Source organism: Kitasatospora xanthocidica, from assembly GCF_014656195.1.
GTDB classification, from domain to species: Bacteria; Actinomycetota; Actinomycetes; order Streptomycetales; family Streptomycetaceae; genus Kitasatospora; species Kitasatospora xanthocidica.
Genome location: NZ_BNBY01000030.1, coordinates 71,247 through 91,669, shown reverse-complemented (window position 1 = coordinate 91,669; position 20,423 = coordinate 71,247). Strand labels below are relative to the sequence as shown.

The 20,423-nt window shown below is 73.3% G+C and carries 18 protein-coding genes; 11 read left to right on the top strand and 7 right to left on the bottom strand.

The annotated features are described in order from the left end of the window. The first annotated feature begins 465 nt into the window (after window positions 1–465). A complete protein-coding gene (locus IE332_RS33970; protein WP_189924093.1) occupies window positions 466–915 on the top strand; it encodes a PTS sugar transporter subunit IIA in 450 nt (149 codons plus the stop codon). Between the two features lie 43 nt (window positions 916–958). Next, window positions 959–2,629, top strand: a complete 1,671-nt coding sequence (ptsP, locus tag IE332_RS33965) for a phosphoenolpyruvate--protein phosphotransferase (protein ID WP_189924091.1) — start codon at window positions 959–961, stop codon at window positions 2,627–2,629. Window positions 2,630–2,719: 90 nt separating this feature from the next. Here ptsP and IE332_RS33960 read toward each other — a convergent pair whose 3' ends face one another. From IE332_RS33960 to IE332_RS33950, 3 genes are read right to left on the bottom strand one after another with little or no spacing between them, the layout of a single operon-like run. After that, complete coding sequence (locus IE332_RS33960; RefSeq protein ID WP_189924089.1) at window positions 2,720–4,822, bottom strand: acetoacetate--CoA ligase; 2,103 nt, start codon at window positions 4,820–4,822, stop codon at window positions 2,720–2,722. A 45-nt stretch (window positions 4,823–4,867) separates the two neighbouring features. Then, window positions 4,868–5,416, bottom strand: coding sequence for an NUDIX domain-containing protein (locus IE332_RS33955; RefSeq protein WP_189924087.1), 549 nt, complete (start codon window positions 5,414–5,416; stop codon window positions 4,868–4,870). A gap of 49 nt (window positions 5,417–5,465) precedes the next feature. Then, on the bottom strand, window positions 5,466–6,416 hold the full coding sequence (locus IE332_RS33950) for an NUDIX hydrolase (RefSeq protein ID WP_189924085.1): 951 nt from the start codon (window positions 6,414–6,416) through the stop codon (window positions 5,466–5,468). A gap of 214 nt (window positions 6,417–6,630) precedes the next feature. On the opposite strand from IE332_RS33950, the gene mmuM reads away from it, so the two are divergent. The 5 genes from mmuM to IE332_RS33925 all read left to right on the top strand — a co-directional run bounded on the left by mmuM (window position 6,631) and on the right by IE332_RS33925 (window position 12,904). Continuing rightward, window positions 6,631–7,575 (top strand): homocysteine S-methyltransferase, encoded by a 945-nt coding sequence (gene mmuM / locus IE332_RS33945; RefSeq protein WP_189924083.1) that lies wholly within the window; start codon window positions 6,631–6,633, stop codon window positions 7,573–7,575. 148 nt (window positions 7,576–7,723) lie between these two features. Next, complete coding sequence (locus IE332_RS33940; RefSeq protein ID WP_189924081.1) at window positions 7,724–8,488, top strand: IclR family transcriptional regulator; 765 nt, start codon at window positions 7,724–7,726, stop codon at window positions 8,486–8,488. Between the two features lie 304 nt (window positions 8,489–8,792). Next, window positions 8,793–9,512, top strand: coding sequence for an MIP/aquaporin family protein (locus IE332_RS33935; RefSeq protein WP_229929127.1), 720 nt, complete (start codon window positions 8,793–8,795; stop codon window positions 9,510–9,512). A 102-nt stretch (window positions 9,513–9,614) separates the two neighbouring features. Further along, window positions 9,615–11,135, top strand: coding sequence for a glycerol kinase GlpK (gene glpK / locus IE332_RS33930; protein ID WP_189924077.1), 1,521 nt, complete (start codon window positions 9,615–9,617; stop codon window positions 11,133–11,135). A gap of 173 nt (window positions 11,136–11,308) precedes the next feature. Next, on the top strand, window positions 11,309–12,904 hold the full coding sequence (locus IE332_RS33925) for a glycerol-3-phosphate dehydrogenase/oxidase (RefSeq protein ID WP_189924075.1): 1,596 nt from the start codon (window positions 11,309–11,311) through the stop codon (window positions 12,902–12,904). 94 nt (window positions 12,905–12,998) lie between these two features. On the opposite strand, the gene IE332_RS33920 is transcribed toward IE332_RS33925, so the two are convergent. Beyond that, the gene (locus IE332_RS33920) at window positions 12,999–14,219 is read right to left on the bottom strand and encodes a metal-dependent hydrolase family protein (RefSeq protein WP_189924073.1); all 1,221 of its coding nucleotides are present in this window, start codon (window positions 14,217–14,219) and stop codon (window positions 12,999–13,001) included. Between the two features lie 137 nt (window positions 14,220–14,356). On the opposite strand from IE332_RS33920, the gene IE332_RS33915 reads away from it, so the two are divergent. Continuing rightward, window positions 14,357–14,986, top strand: a complete 630-nt coding sequence (locus IE332_RS33915; protein WP_189924071.1) for a TetR/AcrR family transcriptional regulator — start codon at window positions 14,357–14,359, stop codon at window positions 14,984–14,986. 106 nt (window positions 14,987–15,092) lie between these two features. Here IE332_RS33915 and IE332_RS33910 read toward each other — a convergent pair whose 3' ends face one another. Both IE332_RS33910 and IE332_RS33905 read right to left on the bottom strand, forming a co-directional pair. Then, window positions 15,093–16,487, bottom strand: coding sequence for a GntT/GntP/DsdX family permease (locus IE332_RS33910; RefSeq protein WP_229929126.1), 1,395 nt, complete (start codon window positions 16,485–16,487; stop codon window positions 15,093–15,095). Then, on the bottom strand, window positions 16,484–17,038 hold the full coding sequence (locus IE332_RS33905) for a gluconokinase (protein ID WP_189924069.1): 555 nt from the start codon (window positions 17,036–17,038) through the stop codon (window positions 16,484–16,486). Before IE332_RS33905 ends, IE332_RS33910 begins: the two co-directional genes overlap by 4 nt. Window positions 17,039–17,304: 266 nt before the next feature. Here IE332_RS33905 and IE332_RS33900 point away from each other — a divergent pair, with 266 nt between their 5' ends. The 3 genes from IE332_RS33900 to IE332_RS33890 all read left to right on the top strand — a co-directional run bounded on the left by IE332_RS33900 (window position 17,305) and on the right by IE332_RS33890 (window position 19,634). Next, complete coding sequence (locus IE332_RS33900) at window positions 17,305–18,000, top strand: FadR/GntR family transcriptional regulator (protein WP_189924067.1); 696 nt, start codon at window positions 17,305–17,307, stop codon at window positions 17,998–18,000. Window positions 18,001–18,158: 158 nt separating this feature from the next. Further along, a complete protein-coding gene (locus IE332_RS33895; protein ID WP_189924065.1) occupies window positions 18,159–18,659 on the top strand; it encodes a hypothetical protein in 501 nt (166 codons plus the stop codon). A 63-nt stretch (window positions 18,660–18,722) separates the two neighbouring features. Next, window positions 18,723–19,634 (top strand): hypothetical protein, encoded by a 912-nt coding sequence (locus IE332_RS33890; protein WP_189924063.1) that lies wholly within the window; start codon window positions 18,723–18,725, stop codon window positions 19,632–19,634. An 8-nt stretch (window positions 19,635–19,642) separates the two neighbouring features. On the opposite strand, the gene IE332_RS33885 is transcribed toward IE332_RS33890, so the two are convergent. Beyond that, window positions 19,643–20,407: a metallophosphoesterase gene (locus IE332_RS33885; protein WP_189924061.1), complete on the bottom strand. Its 765-nt coding sequence runs from the start codon at window positions 20,405–20,407 to the stop codon at window positions 19,643–19,645. Window positions 20,408–20,423: the final 16 nt, after the last annotated feature.

Below are 20,423 nucleotides of genomic sequence, written 5' to 3'. Positions count from 1 at the left end.
GGACGCTTCCTTCGGACTGCCTTCCAGCAGGCCCTCCGGGCTTCGTTCTTTCGTGTTTCCAGCTTACCAGATGTTTTCCGCTCCGTTTACCGGAGCTTTTCGCATCTGAAATCTGGTGTTAACCGCCAAGTTGTGGCGACTCGACCAACCATAGCGGGTCGCCGACCGGAGTGCGAATCGGGGCGCGCCCGGTGTCACCCGGTCGGCGGCATGATTTGTTGCTCTCGCGAGCATATACAGCAATGGTCCCGATTCGCCAAGATGCCTGTAGAGTGCGGCGCATCGGGCCGAGAGGACTAGACCAGTCGCGGGCCGGTGGGGACGCCGGCCGGCAGGGGGGCGCGGGCGGGGGGTTCGCCCGGGAATGTCGACAGATGTCCTTAGTTGACATGATTTAGGCTTCAGCTGATCGTCGTGCCGCTCCTCGCGGCCGCTCGCTGTACTGCGCTCTTGGGAGGCACAACCATGACCACTGTGACGTCGCCGCTGACCGGCAAGGTCGTCGGGCTCGCCGGCGTGCCGGACCCGGTGTTCTCCGGCGCGATGGTGGGCCCCGGCACCGCGATCGACCCGGTCCGTCGGCCCACCGAGGCGGTCGCTCCGGTGGACGGCGTCGTCGTCTCCATGCACCCGCACGCCTTCGTGGTCGTGGACGACGAGGGCCACGGTGTGCTGACCCACCTCGGGATCGACACCGTCCAGCTCAACGGCGAGGGCTTCGAGCTGCTCGTCAACAAGGGCGACACGGTGACCCGCGGCCAGGCCGTCATCAAGTGGGACCCGGCCGCCGTCGCGGCCGCCGGCAAGTCGCCGATCTCGCCGATCGTCGCGCTCGAGGCCGCCCCGGACTCGCTCGGCGCCCTGCGGGAGGACGGCGAGGCCGTCTCCGGCGAGCCGCTGTTCAGCTGGAGCTGACCCCTCTCTATCCCCCACACACAGACTCAGCGGAGACAGGTACATGGAGAAGACACTGCACGGCGTGGGTGTCAGCCACGGGGTCGCGATCGGCCAGGTCCGTCACATGGGGACGGCGGTGCTGGAGCCCCCGGCCACCCAGATCCCGACCGAGGACGCCCCGCGGGAGCAGGCGCGCGCCCAGGCCGCCGTGGAGGCGGTCGCCGCCGACCTGATCGCGCGCGGCAACCTCGCGGGTGGCGAGGCGCAGGCCGTTCTGGAGGCCCAGGCGCTGATGGCGCAGGACCCGGAGCTGATGGCCGACGTGTCCCGCCGGATCGCCGTCGGCAGCAGTGCCGAACGCGGTGTCTACGACGCCTTCGCGGCCTTCCGTGCCCTGCTGGCCTCCGCCGGGGAGTACCTGGCCGGGCGGGTCGCCGACCTGGACGACGTGCGGAACCGCATCGTGGCCCGGCTGCTCGGGGTGCCGATGCCGGGGGTGCCGGACAGCGACGAGCCGTACGTGCTGTTCGCCCGTGACCTGGCGCCGGCCGACACCGCGCTGCTCGACCCGACGCTGGTGCTCGGCTTCGTGACCGAGGAGGGCGGGCCGACCAGCCACAGCGCCATCCTGGCGCGGGCGCTGGGCGTGCCGGCCGTCGTGGCGCTGCCCGGGGCGACCGACGTGGCCGAGGGCACTGTCGTCGCCGTGGACGGCAGTTCGGGCGACGTGCTGCTGGAGCCCTCGCAGGAGAAGCAGGACGAGCTGCGGGCGGTCGCCGCCGAGCGCAAGGCCGCGCTGGCCGCCTCCTCCGGCCCGGGGCAGACCTCTGACGGGCACCGCGTCCCGCTGCTGGCGAATGTGGGCGGCCCGGCGGACGTGCCGGCCGCGCTGGAGAACGGCGCCGAGGGCGTCGGCCTGTTCCGCACCGAGTTCCTGTTCCTGGACGACTCGGCGAAGGCTCCGAGCGAGGAGAAGCAGGTCGAGGCGTACCGCAAGGTGCTGGAGGCGTTCCCGGAGGGCCGGGTCGTCGTCCGGGTGCTCGACGCGGGCGCGGACAAGCCGCTGGACTTCCTGACCCCGGCCGACGAGCCGAACCCGGCGCTGGGCGTGCGCGGTCTGCGCACCCTGCTGGAGCACCCCGAGGTGCTGCGCACCCAGCTGCGGGCGCTGGCCACGGCCGCCGCGGGACTGCCGGTGCACCTCGAGGTGATGGCCCCGATGGTGGCCGACCGCAAGGACGCCAAGGACTTCGCGACCGCCTGCCGGGAGGCCGGGCTGGACGCCAAGTTCGGTGCGATGGTGGAGATCCCCTCGGCCGCGCTGCGGGCCAGGTCGATCCTGCAGGAGGTCGAGTTCCTGTCGCTGGGGACCAACGACCTCGCCCAGTACGCGTTCGCGGCGGACCGCCAGGTCGGTGCGCTGGCGCGGCTGCAGGACCCGTGGCAGCCGGCGCTGCTGGACCTGATCGCCGCGGCGGCCGACGCCGCGCGGGTGGCCGGCAAGAGCTGCGGCGTCTGCGGCGAGGCCGCGTCCGACCCGCTGCTGGCCGTGGTGCTGACCGGTCTGGGCGTCACCAGCCTGTCGATGGGCTCCGCGTCGATCCCGTACGTGCGGTCCACCCTGGCCAAGTACACGCTGGCGCAGTGCCGCCGGGCGGCCGAGGCGGCCCGGGCCGCGGACAGCGCCGAGGAGGCGCGCGTCGCGGCGCAGCAGGTGCTGTCCGGCGAGTAGGGACGGCACGAGTAGGGACAACAGCGGGAACCGGAAGGGGCGCCCCCACCATCGCGGTGGGGGCGCCCCTTCCGTGTCGTACCGGGCCGGTCAGGCCTGGCGGTCGACGCGCAGCTGCTCGAAGAAGCGCAGGTACTCGATGTTGTCGACGGAGCCGGGGTTGACGGCCTGCTCCAGCGGGGTGCCGGAGAGGATGCGCTTGACCGGGACCTCGATCCGCTTGCCGGTGAGGGTGTGCGGCAGGCCGCGGACGACGACGACCTCGTCGGGGACGTGGCGCGGGGAGAGCTCGGTGCGCAGCGAGGTGCGGATGCGGCCGATGAGCCCGTCGTTCAGCTCGGCGCCGGGGGCGAGGACGACGAACAGCGGCATCCAGTAGCCGCCGTCGGGCTCCTCCAGGCCGATGACCAGGGACTCGGCGATCTCGGGGAGGCGCTCGACCACCTCGTAGATGTCCGAGGAGCCCATCCGGACGCCCTGGCGGTTGAGGGTGGAGTCGGAGCGGCCGTGGATGACGACGGTGCCCCGGGAGGTGACGGTGATCCAGTCGCCGTGGCGCCAGATGCCGGGGTACATGTCGAAGTAGCTGTCGTGGTACCGGGTGCCCTCGGGGTCGTTCCAGAAGCCGGTGGGCATGGACGGGATGGGCTTGGTGACGACGAGCTCGCCGACGGCGTCGGTGAGCGGCTTGCCCTGGACGTCCCAGGACTCGACGGCGGCGCCGAGGCAGGGGGCCTGGATCTCGCCCAGGTACACCGGGAGGGTGGGGACGCCGCCGACGAAGCAGGAGCAGACGTCGGTGCCGCCGCTGACGGAGGCGAGCCAGACGTCCGACTTGACCTCGTCGTAGATCCAGCGGAAGCCGTCCGGCGGCAGCGGCGAGCCGGTGGTGCCGATGCAGCGCACGGCGGAGAGGTCGAGGTCCCGGCCGGGGTGGAGCTCGGCCTTGCGGCTGGCGATCACGTAGGCGGCGGAGGTGCCGAGGACGGTGGCGCCGGTGCGGGCGGCGACCGACCAGAGGGCGCCGGTGTCGGGGTGGCCGGGGCTGCCGTCGTAGGTGACGATCGTGGCCCCGACGAGGAGGCCGGCCAGCAGGAAGTTCCACATCATCCAGCCGGTGGAGGTGTACCAGAGGAAGCGGTCCTGCGGGCCGAGGTCGAGGTGGAGGCCGGCCTGCTTCAGGTGTTCGAGCAGGATGCCGCCCTGGCTCTGGACGATGGCCTTGGGCAGACCGGTGGTGCCGGAGGAGTAGAGGACCCAGAGCGGGTGGTCGAAGGGGACCGGCTCGAAGACCGGCTCGACCTCGTCGGCGACCAGGTCGTCCCAGTCGAGGGCGCCTTCCGGGGCCGGGCCACCGAGCAGTGGGACGTGGACGACGGTGCGCAGGCTGGGCAGCTCGCGCCGCAGCTCGGCGACGACCTCGGTGCGGTCGTGGTCCTTGCCGCCGTAGTGGTAGCCGTCGATGGCGAAGAGGACGGCCGGTTCGATCTGTTGGAGGCGGTCGAGGACGCTGCGGGCGCCGAAGTCGGGGGCGCAGCTGGTCCAGACCGCTCCGACGGCGGCGGTGGCGAGGAGGGCGACGGCGGCCTGCGGGACGTTCGGCAGGTAGGCGCTGACCCGGTCGCCGGGGCCGATGCCCCGGGCGCGGAGCGCGGCGGCCAGCGAGCCGACCTGGCGGCGCAGCTCGGCCCAGGTGAGGGCGACGGGCTGCTCGGTGGTCTCGTCCAGGTGGAGGATGGCCGGGCGGTCGGCGTTGGCGGGGTCGTCGGCGGCGCGCAGGGCGTGCTCGGCGTAGTTGAGGCGGGCGCCGGGGAACCAACGGGCGCCGGGCATCGCCGGGTCGGCGAGGACGGCGTCGGGGGCCTCGGTGAAGCGGACGTCGAACCACTGGGTGACGGCGGTCCAGAACCGGTCGAGGTCGTCGGTGGACCAGGCGTGCAGGTCGGCGTAGCGCTGGGCGGCCTGCTCATCGCCTGCGGCCGGGGCGAGCGGGGCGGCCGGGGCGCCGTGGTGCTCGGCGGCCCAGGCCTGGAAGGCCACCAGGCTGGTGGCGGCGGCGCGAGCGGGGTTGGGGCGCCAGAGCGGCTGGTCCTGGGATGGGGTGCTCACGGTGGTGGTCTCCCGGCCGGTGGTGGGGACGGGAGAGCTTGTGGCAGGCCCGTCCGGTTGGGCTGTCGGTGCAGACCATGCCATGTGCGCGGCCGTCGCGCCAGGGTCCGCCGGCGAGTGGTCCGCTGGTCAGCGGGGGGTGAACTCTCCGCCGAACCAGCGGCGCAGGACGCTGTTGTGGAAGTCCCAGACGAGTGCGGTGTCGGTGTCGGCGAGGAACCAGCCGTCGGTCTCGTCGGTGGGGCGCGAGGGCGGGAGCGCGGCGAGCGGGCGGGCGGGCAGCAGGCCGCAGAGGAACACGAACCGGCCGTTGGGGTCGGAGGCGGTGTGGATCAGGGTGACCTCGGCGGCGTCGGCCGTGATGCCGGTCTCCTCGTGCAGTTCGCGGACGCAGGCCTGCTGCCAGCTCTCGCCGTAGTCCATGTAGCCGCCGGGGAAGGCGAGTTCGCCGTATCCGGGCTCGATGGTGCGGCGGATGACGACCAGGGCGGGGTCGGCGTCGGGCCGGGTGACGGGGAGGACGGTGACCGCGACGGGCAGCGGGTTGCGGTAGCTGATCTCGGCGCAGCCGGGGCAGGTGCGGGGCCAGGCCCGGGTGTCGGGCGGGTAGGGCGTGCCGCAGAAGTGGCAGTGCGAGAACGGCCGGTGGGTGGTCTGGGTCGCTTCGTCGGTGGTCATGGCCGGATGGTAGCCCGGTGGGCCGGCGGTGGACCCGGGGGTCCGGCGATCAGTGCTGTTCGCCCTGCGGGCCGTCGACCGGTCGGCCTTCGCCCGGCCGGCCCTCGCCCGGCCGGTCCTCGCCCGGCCGGTCCTCACGGGTGGGGCGGAGCAGGGCGGGGTGCAGGAGGGAGGCGTCGCCGGCGTGGTAGGTGCGGGCGCGGGGGCCGCCGCGGGCTCCGGCGCGCTGGGTGGTGGTGCCGGTGCTCTCGACGAAGCCGGGGACGGAGAGGACCTTGCGGTGGAAGTTGCCCGGGTGGAGCTTCTCGTCCCAGACGGCCTCGTAGACGGCGCGCAGATCGGGGATGGTGAAGTCGTGGGGCAGGAAGGCGGTGGCCAGCGGGCTGTACTCCAGCTTGGCGCGCACCCGGTCGAGCCCGTCGGCGAGGATCCGGGCGTGGTCGAAGGCCAGGGCGAGCGGAGTGGGGCCGGTGCGCCCGTCGACGCCACCCCCGTGGGTGTCGGCGGGCGCACCGGCGGCTCGGGACCGGCCGCGGGGCCGGAGGTCCAGGTCGCGGACGGGGTGCCAGGCGGCGGCCGCGGCGTCCGTCCCGGCCTGGGGGTCGGGGAGGTCCGGTGCGAAGGCGAGGTAGGCGACGGAGACGACGTGCATCCGCGGGTCCCGCTCGGGGGCCCCGTAGGTGCCGAGCTGCTCCAGGTGGAGTCGGCAGAGCGTGGCCTCGGCCGCGCCCTGGAGGCCCGTCTCCTCCGCGAGTTCGCGGGCGGCGGCCTCGTCCAGGCCCTCCTCGCCGGCCCGCAGGAAGCCGCCGGGCAGTGCCCAGCAGCCCTGGTAGGGCGGGGCGCCGCGCTCGACGAGCAGCACGTGCAGGCTGCCCTGGCGCAGGGTCAGGGCGACCACGTCGACCGTGACGGCGATCGGGGCGTAGGCGCGCGGGTCGTACGCGGCGAGCCATTCCCGCTCGGCCGCGGGCCCGGTGCCGGGCTGGTCGTCCGCCGCCATCGCCGGTCCTTCCGCGCTCACTCGTGTCTCGTCTTGTTCTTCTTGATTGTCCGGCTTGCCGTCTCGGGCTGTCAGCTGTTGTCAGGTGCTGTCGTTCTCGTCCTGAGCACAACGTAGGCGATCGCGTTCCTGAGCGGCAAATGCTTTTCCCGGTCGGCGGAGGCCTCCTCCTTCTAGGCTGTGACCAGCACCGACCGCACCAGAGGAGGCCGCCATGCCCACTGCTCCCCCGCCGGACTTCGCCGCGGCGCTGGCCGCCGGTCCGCTGGTGCTGGACGGCGGGATGTCGAACCAGTTGGCGGCGGCGGGGCACGACCTGTCGGACGAGCTGTGGTCGGCCCGGCTGCTGGCCGACGACCCGGAGGCGGTGGTGGCGGTGCACCGGGCGTACTTCGAGGCCGGCGCGGACGTCGCCATCACGGCGAGCTACCAGGCGAGCTTCGAGGGCTTCGCCCGGCGCGGCATCGGCCGGGCGCAGGCCGCGCGGCTGCTGGCGAGCAGCGTGGAGCTGGCCCGGGAGGCGGCGTGGGCCGAGCCGGGCGGGCGGCGGCGCTGGGTGGCCGCGTCGGTGGGCCCGTACGGGGCGGTGCTGGCGGACGGTTCGGAGTACCGGGGCCGGTACGGGCTGAGCGTCGGGGAGCTGGTGGCCTTCCACCGGCCGCGGCTGGAGGTGCTCGCGGCGGCCCGGCCGGACGTGCTGGCGCTGGAGACGGTGCCGGACGCGGACGAGGCGCGGGCGCTGCTGGAGCTGGTGCGCGGGCTGGGGGTGCCGGCCTGGCTGTCGTACAGCGTCGAGGGCGACCGGACCCGGGCCGGGCAGCCGCTGGCGGAGGCGTTCGCGCTCGCCGCGGAGGTGGACGAGGTACTGGCGGTGGGCGTCAACTGCTGCACTCCGCAGGACGCGGACCGGGCGGTGGCGGTGGCCGCCGAGGTGACCGGGAAGCCGGTGGTGGTCTACCCGAACAGCGGGGAGCACTGGGACGCCGAGCGCCGGGGCTGGCGCGGGGAGCCGACCTTCCGCTCGGCCCGGGTGGGCGGCTGGCTCGCGGCCGGGGCCCGGCTGGTGGGCGGCTGCTGCCGGGTCGGGCCGGACGGGATCGCGGCGCTCGCGGCGGAGGTGGCGGTCCGCCGGGTGCCGTCGAACGGCGCGGTGGGTTAGAGCCCGTGCGCCCGGCCGGGGCGGGCTCCGGCGCCCGGCCGGGGGCGGGTAACCGAGGGGGAAGGTGCACGGAGTCTGTGTGGCCTGGCAGACTCGTCCCGTCACCACTGCGGTCGACAATGTCGACCGCCTGTCAGCGGAGGTATCCATGCCCGGCCCGATCCAGTCGCTTTCCCGGGCCGCCGCGATCATGCGCCTGCTGGCCGGCGGCGAGCGCCGCCTCGGCCTGTCCGAGGTCTCGACGGCGCTGGGCCTGGCCAAGGGCACCGCGCACGGCATCCTGCGCACGCTGCAGCAGGAGGGGTTCGTCGAGCAGGATCCGGAGAGCGGCAAGTACCAGCTGGGCGCGGAGCTGCTGCGGCTGGGACAGAGCTACCTGGACGTGCACGAGCTGCGGGCGCGGGCCCTGGTGTGGGCGGACGACCTGGCCCGGGCGGCCGGGGAGACGGTCTACCTGGGGGTGCTGCACCAGCAGGGCGTGCTGATCGTGCACCACGTGTTCCGGCCGGACGACACCCGGCAAGTGCTGGAGGTCGGCTCGATGCAGCCGCTGCACAGCACCGCCCTCGGCAAGGTGCTGGTGGCCTACGACCCGGTCGCGCGCGGGGAGTTGGGCGACGGGCCGTACGAGTCGTACACCGTGCACACGCTCACCGAGGCGGTCGACGTGGACGCCGAGTGCGCGCTGATCCGCGAGCGCGGCTGGTCGGACTCGATCGAGGAGACCTGGGAGGGCGTGGCCTCGATCGGCGCGCTGATCCAGGACCGGCGGCGCAACCCGGTCGGTTCGGTGTGCATCAGCGGGCCGGTGGAGCGGGTCTGCGAGGACGGCTTCGTGAAGCCCTCGCTGGTGGCCTCGGTGCGCAGCGCGGCGCGGGCGATCTCCCGTGACCTGGGCGCCGGGCGGTTCTGAGAACAGCGGTCATTTCGTCACGCTGAGGCGCGGACAGGCGGGGAGCCTGTCCGCGCCTTGGCGTTTTGTCCTGTTTCGGAGCGCTCCGCTCGGTAACTTCGGAGGACCTGCCGAGGCGAGGGTCACAGCTGCGTAACCCTGCCTTGACGCGGGGGCGACCTGGGGAGGAAGCTTCCGCATGACGGTCGACATTGTCGAACGCTGGCCGGGGAGATCAGTCCCCCAGTGCGCTCACCCGCACCGCGATCGACCGGCCGCCCGCCCCCACCCGCACCTCCGGGCCATATGGACAAGGGAGTCTTTTGTGTCCGCGTTCTCCAACGGCGACGTTTTCGTCGGCGAAACCCTCGGCACCGCCGCGCTGATACTCCTCGGCGGTGGCGTCTGCGCCGCCGTGACCCTCAAGAAGTCGAAGGCCGTCAACGCCGGCTGGCTGGCGATCACCTTCGGCTGGGGTTTCGCGGTCCTCATCGCCGCCTACATGTCGGCTCCGAAGTCCGGCGCGCACCTCAACCCGGCAGTCACCCTCGCCCTGGCGGTCAAGAGCGGCGACTGGAGCCAGGTGCCGCTCTACCTCGGCTCGCAGCTGCTCGGCGCGATCATCGGCGCCGTGCTGGTCTGGGCGACCTACCTCGGCCAGTTCAACGCCAACGAGGAGCCCACCCTCGGCATCTTCTCGACCGGGCCCGAGATCCGGAACCCGTTCCAGAACGTCCTCACCGAGGTCATCGGCACCTTCGTGCTCTGCTTCGCGATCCTGACCATCGGCACCAACACCGGCCTCTCGCAGACCGGCACCGGCACCCTGATGGTGGCCTTCACCGTCGTCGGCATCGGCCTCTCGCTGGGCGGCCCGACCGGCTACGCGATCAACCCGGCCCGTGACCTCGGCCCGCGCATCGCGCACGCCCTGCTGCCGATCCCGAACAAGGGCGGCTCCGACTGGTCGTACGCCTGGATCCCGGTCGTCGGCCCGGTCCTCGGCGGCCTCGCGGCCGGCGGCGTCTACAACGCCCTCTTCTAAGCCGGGTTCGAACCCACCGAGCACGGGGACTGACCGGACGTCCGTACGCGAGCGTCAGACCCACCCACCCCGTATCCCCCGAACTGAGCCGAGGACCTCCCCATGACCTCCACCGGTAACTACATCGCCGCGATCGACCAGGGCACCACCTCCAGCCGCTGCATCATCTTCGGCGCCGACGGCCGGATCGTCTCCGTCGACCAGCAGGAGCACCGGCAGATCTTCCCCCAGCCCGGCTACGTCGAGCACGACGCCGCCGAGATCTGGACCCGGGTGCAGTCGGTCGTCCGCGGTGCGCTGGAGAAGGCCGGCCTGACCAAGGACGACATCCGCGCCATCGGCATCACCAACCAGCGCGAGACCACCGTCCTGTGGGACAAGAACACCGGTGAGCCGGTGCACAACGCCCTGGTGTGGCAGGACACCCGCACCGAGGCGCTCTGCCGCGAGCTCGGCCGCAACGTCGGCCAGGACCGCTTCCGCCGCGAGACCGGCCTCCCGCTGGCCAGCTACTTCGCCGGCCCGAAGATCCGCTGGCTGCTGGACAACGTCGAGGGCCTGCGCGAGCGCGCCGAGGCCGGCGACATCCTGTTCGGCACCATGGACACCTGGGTCATCTGGAACCTCACCGGCGGTGTCGACGGCGGCAAGCACGTCACCGACGTGACCAACGCCAGCCGCACCATGCTGATGAACCTCAACACGCTGGCGTGGGACGAGAAGATCGCCGAGTCGATGGGCGTGCCGCTGGCCGTCCTGCCGGAGATCCGCTCCTCCGCCGAGGTCTACGGCGAGGCCGTCGGCGACCTGGCGGGCGTCCCGGTCGCCGCCGCGCTCGGCGACCAGCAGGCCGCGCTGTTCGGCCAGACCTGCTTCAACGAGGGCGAGGCCAAGTCCACCTACGGCACCGGCACCTTCCTGCTGCTCAACACCGGCGAGAAGATCGTCAACTCGTACCACGGCCTGCTGACCACCGTCGGCTACCGGATCGGCGACCAGAAGCCGGTCTACGCGCTGGAAGGCTCGATCGCCGTCACCGGCTCGCTCGTCCAGTGGCTGCGCGACCAGCTCGGCATCATCTCCACCGCCGCCGAGATCGAGACCCTCGCCAACACGGTCGAGGACAACGGCGGTGCCTACTTCGTCCCGGCCTTCTCCGGCCTGTTCGCCCCGTACTGGCGCTCCGACGCCCGCGGTGTGATCGCCGGTCTGACCCGGTACGTCACCAAGGGCCACCTGGCCCGGGCCGTCCTGGAGGCCACCGCCTGGCAGACCCGCGAGGTCGTCGACGCCATGCAGAAGGACTCCGGGGTCGAGCTCACCGCCCTCAAGGTCGACGGCGGCATGACCAGCAACAACCTGCTCATGCAGAACATCGCCGACGTCCTGGACGCCCCGGTCGAGCGCCCGTACGTGGCCGAGACCACCGCCCTCGGCGCCGCCTACGCGGCCGGTCTCGCCGTCGGCTTCTGGAACGACCTCGACACCCTGCGGGCCAACTGGCACCGCGCCGCCGAGTGGACCCCGCGCATGGACGAGGCCACCCGGGAGCGCGAGTACAAGAAGTGGCTCAAGGCCGTGGAGCGCACCATGGGCTGGGTGGAGGAAGAAGAGAACAACTGACCGACAAGCCGGTCGGGGCCCCGTGCCCCGGCCGGCCGCCCGCTGTTCAGGCAGCGGGTGTCACCGCGTTTCACCGGCCCGCCGCACCGGGCCGACCGGCCTCTCCGGAGGGGCCGCACCGCACACGAGAGGAGTAACGGCGCCGCCTGACCCGCGCGCCGTACACAACCACCATGGCAACCATCCCGACCCTGGGCGCCGAGCGCACCGCCGGCCGCACCGCCTCCCGCGCCGAGACCCGCGAGCTGCTCGGCAAGGCCACCTACGACCTGCTGGTGATCGGGGGCGGCATCCTCGGCACGGCCGTCGCCTGGACCGCGTCCCAGGCCGGCCTGAAGGTCGCCATGGTCGACGCCGGCGACTTCGCCGGCGCCACCTCCAGCGCCTCCTCCAAGCTCGTCCACGGCGGTCTGCGCTACCTGCAGACCGGCGCGGTCAAGCTGGTCGCGGAGAACCACAAGGAGCGCCGCGCGCTCTCCACCGACGTGGCCCCGCACCTGGTCAACCCGCTGACCTTCTTCGTCCCGGTCTACAAGGGCGGCCCGCACGGCGCCGCCAAGCTCGGCGCCGGCGTGTTCCTCTACTCGGCGCTGTCCGCCTTCCGCGACGGCATGGGCCGGGTCTCCACCGCCGCCCACGCCGCCCAGCAGGTGCCCGCGCTGCGCACCGAGGGCCTGCGCTCGGTGGCCGTCTACGGCGACCACCAGATGAACGACTCGCGCGTCGCCGTGATGACCGTGCGCGCCGCCGTCGACGCCGGCGCCGTGGTGCTCAACCACGCCGAGGTCACCGGCCTGCGCTTCACCGGCAGCCGGGTCACCGGCGCCGAGCTCCGCGACCGCCTCGACGGCAGCGAGTTCGGCATCGACGCCCGCCTGGTGCTCAACGCCACCGGCCCGTGGGTCGACCACCTGCGCAAGATGGAGGACGCCGGCGCCGCGCCGTCGATCCGCCTCTCCAAGGGCGCCCACGTGGTCGTCAAGCGCCGCTCGCCGTGGCGCGCCGCGCTGACCATCCCGATCGACAAGTACCGCGTCTCCTTCGCCATCCCGTGGGAGGACCACGTCCTCCTCGGCACCACCGACGAGGAGTACACCGGCGACCCGAAGGACGTCCGGGCCACCGACGCGGACATCGACCAGATCATGGGCGAGGCCGCGCACGCGATCCGCGACGAGCACCTCGACCGTGACCTGATCACCTACTCCTTCGCCGGCCTGCGCGTACTGCCGGGCGGCCCGGGCGACACCGCCGCCGCCAAGCGCGAGACGGTCGTCACCGAGGGCAAGGGCGGCATGCTGTCGGTCTCCGGCGGCAAGTGGACCACCTACCGCCACATCGGCCGCGCCGTGCTGGAGAAGCTGGCCCACGTGCCCGGCACCAGCCTCGGCGAGGACATGTCCCCGATCGCCCCGACCGTCCCGCTGCCGGGCGTCGGCGCGCCGAACGCGGTGGCGCACCGCCTGCTGATCGACCGTGAGCCGGGCTCGCGGATGGAGCCGCTGGTCGCCAAGCACCTGGCCAGCCACTACGGCACCCTCTCCTTCGAGATCGCCCGCATGATCGACGAGAACCCGGAGCTCGGCCGGCCGATCCACGCCGACGGCCCGGACGTCTGGGCGCAGGTCGCCTACGCGGCCGACAACGAGTGGGCGTACACGACGGACGACGTGCTGCGCCGCCGCACCACCATGACGGTGCGCGGGCTCGACACGCCGGAGATCCGGGACGAGGTCGAGGCCTTCCTCGCGAAGCGTGGAACCAAGTAGGCACAGCCTCGCGAAGCGTGGAACCAAGTAGGCAACAACGGCTGTACGGCGGGCGGGCGTTCGGGATTCTCCCGGGCGCCCGCCCGCTGCTTTGTCAGACCGGTAGCCCGGCCTTCACCACGTGGCGCAGGTGCCGCTCCGGGCGGGTGAGGACGGTGAGGTCGGCCAGCGGGTCGCAGTCGACGACGAGCAGGTCGGCGTGGGCGCCCGGGGCGAGGGTGCCGATCTCCCCCGCCATGCCGAGCAGCCGGGCCGCCGTGGTGGTCGCCGAGCGGAGCACGTCCGCGGCCGGCTGGACCTGGGCGCGCAGCGTGAACTCCTCCAGCTGGGCCGGGTGCAGCGGGCCGAGCAGGTCGCTGCCGTAGACCAGGTTGACGCCCGCGCGGTGGGCGCGCTCCAGGGCGTCCAGGCCGCGGTCGCGGACCTCGGCGAGCTTGCCGACGGACGCGGGCGGCAGGCCCGAGGCGGCGCCGAGCTTCGCGGTCTGCTCGTACGCGACGAGGGTGGGGACCAGGAAGGCGTCCTTCTCCAGCAGCAGGGCCACCGTGCCGTCGTCCAGCAGGTTGCCGTGCTCCACGCAGCGGACCCCGGCCCGCAGGGCGCGGTCGATCGCGCGCGGGTGGTAGGCGTGCACGGTGACGTAGCGGTTGTGGTTCTCCGCCTCCTCGACCGCCGCGCGGATCTCCTCCTCGCTGTACTGGACGGCGGCGATCTCGTCGTGCGGGGAGGCGACCCCGCCGGAGAGCAGCACCTTGAGGTGGCGGGCGCCCTTGCGGAACTCGTCCCGGGCGGCGGCCCGTACGGCGTCCACGCCGTCGGCGATCCGGCCGAAGTTCGGCCGGGACTCGCAGCAGGGCAGGGCGTCGTCGCCGAGCGGGCGCAGGTCGCCGTGGCCGCCGGTCTGGGACAGCGCCTTGCCGCCGTGCAGCAGCCGGGGGCCGAGCACCAGGCCCTCGGCGAGGGCGCGGGCCATGCCGTGGTCGGCGCCGCCGACGTCGCGGACGGTGGTGAAGCCGCGGCGCAGCATCCGCTCGGCCTCGGCGAGGGCGCGGACGGTCGCGTACCCGGGGGTCCAGTCGGCGACGTCGTGCAGGTCGAGGGTGGTGACCAGTAGGTGGACGTGGGCGTCGATCAGCCCGGGCAGGACGGTGCCGCCCGCCGCGTCGACCACCCGGACGCCGTCGGACCCGGCGGGCGGGCGGCCGGTGCCGGTGGCGGCGATCCGGCCGTCGGCGGCCTCCAGCCAGCCGAGGTCGGTGCGGGTGCCGTCCTCGGGGTGGAGCAGGTGGGCGTTGGTGATCAGCAGTCGGCTCATGGTGGTGGTCCCCCTCGGGTACGGGCACGGCGGTTCGCCACGGCACGTACGGCAGGTTCCGTACGGCTCGCGGGGCCGGTTCAGTACGACTCGTATTGAATACGACTCGTACTGAATACACCATGTACCGTTCTCCTGTGAACCCGCCCCCCGCTGATGCCGCCGCTCCCCGACCGCCCCGACGCCGCGTCCACACCCGGGCCCGGCTGCTGGCCGCGGCGAGCGAACTGTTCCTCACCGTCGGCTTCGCGCGGACCAGCATCGAGGACGTCTGCGCAGCCGCCGGCTACACCCGCGGCGCCTTCTACTCGAACTTCGGCAGCAAGGAGGACCTGCTGCTGGCGCTCTTCGACGACCAGGCGGCCCGGCGGATGGCCGAGCTGGAGGAACTGGCCTCCGCCTGCGAGGCGCTGGCACCGCGGGAACGGGCCCGGCTGCTGGTCGAGGCGCTGCTGCGGGTCGAGCCCGCGGAGACCGGGTGGATCCTGCTGTTCCTGGAGTTCCGGCTGGTCGCCGCCCGGACGGAGGCGCTGGCCGCGCAGCTCGCCGTGCACGACCGGACCGTCGCGCGGGCGCTGGCCGACGTCCTGGAACGGGTGCTGCCGGAGCTGGTGCCCGCGGGCGCGAGCGCCGGGCAGGCCGCGGCGGTGATCCTCGCGGCGCGGGAGGGCCTGCTGGCCCGTACGGCGGCGGGCGGCGTGGTCGCGGAGGAGCTGCTGGCGTCGACGGCCGCCGTGCTGTCGGGGCTGCTGGGGCGGACGGACTGAGCGGGCGGCCTCGGCGGGCGGAGGGACCGACCGAACGCCGAGGGGCGGCACCCGTACGGTTCACGGGTGCCGCCCCTCGGCGGTGCTGCGGCTTCCGCCGCGGCGCCTAGATGATCAGGCTCAGCGGCAGGATCAGGGCGATCGCGACGACCGAGATCACCGTCTCCATCACCGACCAGGACTTCAGCGTCTGCCCGACGCTCATCCCGAAGTACTCCTTCACCAGCCAGAAGCCGGCGTCGTTGACGTGCGAGAAGAACAGCGAGCCGGCACCGATCGCGAGCACCAGCAGGGCCGCGTGGGTCGAGGACATGGTCGCGGCCAGCGGGGAGACGATGCCCGCCGCGGTGATCGTGGCGACCGTCGCCGAGCCCGTGGCCAGCCGGATCAGCACGGCGATCAGCCAGCCCAGCAGCAGCGCGGAGATGTGCCACTTGCCGGACCACTCGCTCACCGCGCTGCCGACGCCCACGTCGATCAGGGTCTGCTTGAAGCCGCCGCCCGCGCCGACGATGAACACGATGCCCGCGATCGGGCCGAGCGACTTGCCGACGGTGTCGGAGATCCGCGCCCGGTCGAAGCCGGCCGCCCGGCCGAGGGTCACCATCGCGAGCAGGGTCGCGGCGAGCAGGGCGATCAGCGGGGAGCCGACGAAGTCGAAGACCCGCTGGGCGACCGCCTTCGGGTCGTCGATCACCACGTCGGCCAGCGCCTTGCCGAGCATCAGCACGACCGGCAGCAGGATGGTGGCCAGCACCGCGCCGAAGGACGGCGTGCGGTCGTTCCTGACCGTCTCCTCGGGGGCGGTGGTCGCCGGGATCTCCAGCGGGCCGACCCAGCGCTCGGCGACCCGCGCGAACAGCGGACCGGCGATGACCAGGGTCGGGACGGCGATCAGCAGGCCGAGCGCCAGGGTGATGCCGAGGTCGGCCTTCAGGGCGTCGACGGCGACCAGCGGGCCCGGGTGCGGGGGCACCAGGCCGTGCAGCACCGACAGGCCGGCCAGGGCCGGGATGCCCACCCGGATCAGCGGCACGTTGCCACGGCGGGCGACCAGCAGCACGATCGGGATCAGCAGGACGACACCGACCTCGAAGAACAGCGGCAGGCCGAGCACCGCCGCGATCAGCGCCATGGCCCAGGGCAGCGCCTTGTTGCCGGTCCGGGACAGCACGGTGTCCGCGATGATGTTCGCGCCGCCGGAGTCGGCGAGCAGCTTGCCGAGCATCGCGCCGAGGCCGATCAGCAGGCCGACGCTCGCCACGGTGGAGCCGAAGCCGGTGGAGAAGCTGCTCAGCAGCTTGTCGAAGGGGGCGCCCGCGACGGCGGCCAGCAGACCGGAGCCGAGCGTGAGGGCGAGGAACGGGTGCAGCTTCAGCTTGGTGATCAGTACGACGATCGCGCCGATGCTGAGCAGCACCGCGACCAGCAGCTGGGAGTTGCTACCGGTGTGCGGCAGGACCGGTGGGGCGGCCGCCAGCAGGGTGGGGGCAGTGCTCACGCGAGGTCTCCATTGACGGGCCGCAGCAGCGCCACGGCCATCTCGACGAGTTGTTCGGGGGACGGGCCCACGTCCAGGACGGCGCCGCGCTCGTCCACCGCCAGGGGTTCCAGGGCGGCGTACTGCGAGTCGAGCAGCGACGACGGCATGAAGTGGCCGGTGCGGTGGCTGAGCCGGTCCTCGACCAGCTCGTGGCCACCGCTGAGGTGCAGGAAGAAGGCGCCCGGGCAGGCCGCGCGCAGGGTGTCGCGGTAGCGGCGCTTCAGCGCCGAGCAGGTGACCACACCGCCGCTGCCGTCCTCGGTCCGCTCGCCCAGCCAGGCGCCGATGGCGCGCAGCCAGGGGGCGCGGTCCTCGTCGTCCAGCGGGACGCCGGCCGACATCTTGGCGATGTTGGCCGCCGGGTGGAAGTCGTCCGCCTCGGCGAAGGGGAGGCCGAGGCGGTCCGCCAGCAGGCGGGCCAGGGTGGTCTTGCCGACGCCCGAGACGCCCATCACCACGATCGTGGGAGGGGTCTGCGGGAGGTCGTGGTTCTCGACGCTGAGAGCCATGGGTCGTGCTCCTTCGTTGCCTGGCCGCCACTATCGCTTCAAAGATATGACGTATTCAAGTGGCGGAAACCAAATCGTCATACTTTTACTTCCCCGGGGGCGAGGGGCTGACGGCGGGGTGGGGGTTGGGGGCGGAGGTGCCCTGCGGGGCCGGGCGGCGGGGCGGGCAGCACGGCGGGGCCGGGACGAGCGGGGCGAGGGTCGGAGGCGGGCCCGGATGGAGGGTGGCGCCGGGGGTCGGGGGCGGGGACGTCTAGGCTGGGCGGATGGAGATCCAGGGGCTGACCGGGCGACTGCTTGACGAGCTCGGGCCGGCGATCGCGTCCGGGGAGCTTCCCGAGGGTTCGGTGCTGCGCGGGGAGGAGCTGGAGGAGCGGTTCGGGGTGTCCCGGACGGTGGTCCGGGAGGCGGTGCGGATCCTGGAGGGGATGCGCATGGTGGCGTCCCGGCGGCGGGTCGGGATCACCGTGCTGCCGAAGTCGCTCTGGGACGTCTTCGACCCGATGGTGATCCGCTGGCGCCTGGCCGGGGCCGACCGGCCCGCCCAGCTGCGCTCGCTCGGCTCGCTGCGGGTGGCCGTCGAGCCGGCCGCGGCGGCGCTCGCCGCGGTCCACGCCACCGACGACGACCGGCGCGAACTCAGCGCACTGGCCGTGGAGTTGACGGTCGCGGCGCGCGAGGCCGACCTGAACACCTTCCTCGGGCACGACATCGCCTTCCACGCCCTGGTGCTGCGCGCCTCCGGCAACGAGATGTTCGCCCACCTCGGCGACACCGTGGGCGCGGTGCTCACCGGCCGGACCGAGTACCATCTGATGCCCCATCAGCCCGAGCCCTACGCGATCCGGCTGCACCGCGAGGTCGCCGACGCGATCTGCTCGGGGCACGGCGAGGAGGCCGAGCGCGCGATGCGGACGATCGTCACGGGCGCGCTGGCGGAGCTCAACCAGCAGCTGGGCTGACCGCCGGGCCCACCGGCTGCCCGGATGGCACGTTTTGACGGCAGTTCGGTGGATTCGGACGCATACTCCTGATTCGGTGGGGCAGAGTGTGCGAAGGGGGCGCGCACCGCGAGCGCCCGTCCCGCGTCCGTCGCCGAATCCGCGCCTGGGGGTCGCCCGTGTCCGCGCCACGCCGCCGTCGCCGCCTGCCCGACGAGGTGCGCGCCGCCGCAGTCCGGGCGGTGCTCTCGCTCGCCTTCACCCTGGTGGGCGTGGTCGTCGCGACGCTGGCCTCGTACGCGGGCAGTTGGATGCTGACGCCCGCGCTGATGGCCATGGGGCTGGGGGTGTTCGCCACCATGTGGTGCCTGCTGGAGATCCTGATCTCCCGCCAGGTCGCCGCCCAGCGGATGCGGGCGCCGGGCTCCGCCACCCACCCGATGGCGGGCAGCCGGGCGCCCGCCGAGCCGCTGGCGGCCCGGCCGTTCCCCCGCCCGGGCTCCTCGGTGTACCAGCAGCCGTACCCGCAGCAGTCGGTGTACCAGCAGCCCCGCCAACAGCCCCACCCACAGGCGCACCCGCAGCCGTACCCACAGTCGTATCCGCAGCCGCACCCGCCGTCCCAGCAGCGGCCGCAGCAGCCGCCGCCGCAGCCGCGGGTGTCCACGCCGCGCCCCTGACCTCCCATGACGTGACCCGACGGCGCGGACGGGGTGTCAGCGCGCACCCGTAGAGTCGGGTGCATGAAGCTCTTCCGTTCCAAGTCCGCACCCCAGTACGACCCCGACCTCACCGCCCTGACGACCGACCAGGCGGAGCACCTGCGCGAGCTGGTGCGCCGCTACCACGCGGGCATCGGCGTGCGGGTGACGGTCTCGGGCCGGACGGTGCAGCGGGCCGAGGGCAGCAGCAACCTGTACAACCTGGCCGAGTTCTGCCGCCGCGCCGACCGGGGCGAGTGGCCCGCGCTGGTGGAGCGCCACTACGCCGCCCTCGCCGGCGCGGCCGACAGCACCCCCGGGCAGGACGCCGAGGTCCTGCGCTGCGCCTACCTGCGGCTGATCGCCGACGACGCGATCCCGGCCGAACTGGCCCCGGAGTTCGGCTACCTCCGTCCGGTGGCGACCGGGCTGCAGGAGGCGCTCTGCCTGGACCTGCCCGACACCGTACGGACCCTGGACGACCGCTTCGTCGCCGAGGTGGGCCTGGAGCGGCTGCGGGCCGCCGGGCGCGCCAACCTGATCGCCGATCCGGTCGAGTACGACGTCCTCCAGGGCCCGACCGAGGGCTCGACCCTGTACGCGGTGCACGGCGAGTCGATGTTCGTCGCCAGCAAGGCGCTGGTGCTGGACGAGCTGGCCCGCGCGGTGACCGGGCGCGAACTCCCGCAGGATGGCGCCCTGTTCACTGCTCCCAGCCGGGACTACCTGTTCTTCCACCCGCTGGTGGAGCCGCAGGTCGCCGGTGCGGTCAACGACCTGGCCGACATCGCCCTGCGCGTCCACTCGGAGAACCCGGGCCCGCTGTCGCCCCGGCTCTACTGGTGGCACCGCGGCACGGTGACCAACCTGACCCACATCGACGAGGCCGAGCGCTCGTTCTCGATCCAGCCGCCCGCCGAACTCATGGCGATCCTGCGCCGGTTGAGCGGCTGAGTGGCCACCTAGTCGACCGGGACGACCCGGTAGTGGGTGGTCACCCGGCCGTCCCCGTCCAGGACGTGGAAGGCCAGCATCGGCGGGTGGTCGAAGGAGATGCCGCGCCCGCCCTCGCAGGGCAGGGTGACGGTGGAGACCACGCCGGGCGCGACCAGCACCGGCAGGCCCGCGAAGGTGGTCGCGGCGGGTGTGTGGGAGTGGCCGCAGAGCAGGGCGGCGACCCGGGGGTGGCCGCTCAGCACCCGCGCGAGCCGCTCCTCGCCGAACTGGCGGATCGGGTCGACCGTCGGCAGGTGCAGCTCGACCGGCGGGTGGTGGAAGGCCACCAGGGCGGGCAACTCGGTACGGCCGGAGGCGAGTTGCCCGTCCAGCCAGTCCAGCGTCCGGTCGTCCAGCAGGCCGTCGTGCTGCCCGGGTATGGACGAGTCGAGCATCAGCACGTCGGCGCCGGGGAGCCGGTGCGCCCGGTTGACCGGCTCCTCCCCCGGCGCCTCGCCGAGCAGCACCTCCCGGTACGGCGCCCGGGAGTCGTGGTTGCCGGGGCAGGTGAGCACCGGGTGCCGGGAGGCCAGCACCCCGGCGACCTGCCGGTACTCCTCGGCCAGGCCGTGGTCGGCGAGGTCGCCGGTGACCAGCACCCCGTCCAGCGGTCCCGGCAGGGCCTCCAGGTACGCCATCACCCGCTCGGCCCGCCGCCGGGCGCGCTTGCCGCCGTCCCGACGGTGGACCTGGCCGAGGTGGATGTCACTGAGGTGCGCGATCGTCAGCATGCCGATCACGCTAACC

Coding starts and splice junctions, on each gene's coding strand:
- IE332_RS33970 (WP_189924093.1), top strand. CDS start 466: ATGACCACTGTGACGTCGCCGCTGACCGGCAAGGTCGTCGGGCTCGCC.
- IE332_RS33920 (WP_189924073.1), bottom strand. CDS start 14,219: ATGAGCCGACTGCTGATCACCAACGCCCACCTGCTCCACCCCGAGGAC.
- IE332_RS33940 (WP_189924081.1), top strand. CDS start 7,724: ATGCCCGGCCCGATCCAGTCGCTTTCCCGGGCCGCCGCGATCATGCGC.
- ptsP (WP_189924091.1), top strand. CDS start 959: ATGGAGAAGACACTGCACGGCGTGGGTGTCAGCCACGGGGTCGCGATC.
- glpK (WP_189924077.1), top strand. CDS start 9,615: ATGACCTCCACCGGTAACTACATCGCCGCGATCGACCAGGGCACCACC.
- IE332_RS33890 (WP_189924063.1), top strand. CDS start 18,723: ATGAAGCTCTTCCGTTCCAAGTCCGCACCCCAGTACGACCCCGACCTC.
- IE332_RS33905 (WP_189924069.1), bottom strand. CDS start 17,038: ATGGCTCTCAGCGTCGAGAACCACGACCTCCCGCAGACCCCTCCCACG.
- IE332_RS33925 (WP_189924075.1), top strand. CDS start 11,309: ATGGCAACCATCCCGACCCTGGGCGCCGAGCGCACCGCCGGCCGCACC.
- IE332_RS33885 (WP_189924061.1), bottom strand. CDS start 20,407: ATGCTGACGATCGCGCACCTCAGTGACATCCACCTCGGCCAGGTCCAC.
- IE332_RS33955 (WP_189924087.1), bottom strand. CDS start 5,416: ATGACCACCGACGAAGCGACCCAGACCACCCACCGGCCGTTCTCGCAC.
- IE332_RS33900 (WP_189924067.1), top strand. CDS start 17,305: ATGGAGATCCAGGGGCTGACCGGGCGACTGCTTGACGAGCTCGGGCCG.
- IE332_RS33950 (WP_189924085.1), bottom strand. CDS start 6,416: ATGGCGGCGGACGACCAGCCCGGCACCGGGCCCGCGGCCGAGCGGGAA.
- mmuM (WP_189924083.1), top strand. CDS start 6,631: ATGCCCACTGCTCCCCCGCCGGACTTCGCCGCGGCGCTGGCCGCCGGT.
- IE332_RS33960 (WP_189924089.1), bottom strand. CDS start 4,822: ATGGCATGGTCTGCACCGACAGCCCAACCGGACGGGCCTGCCACAAGC.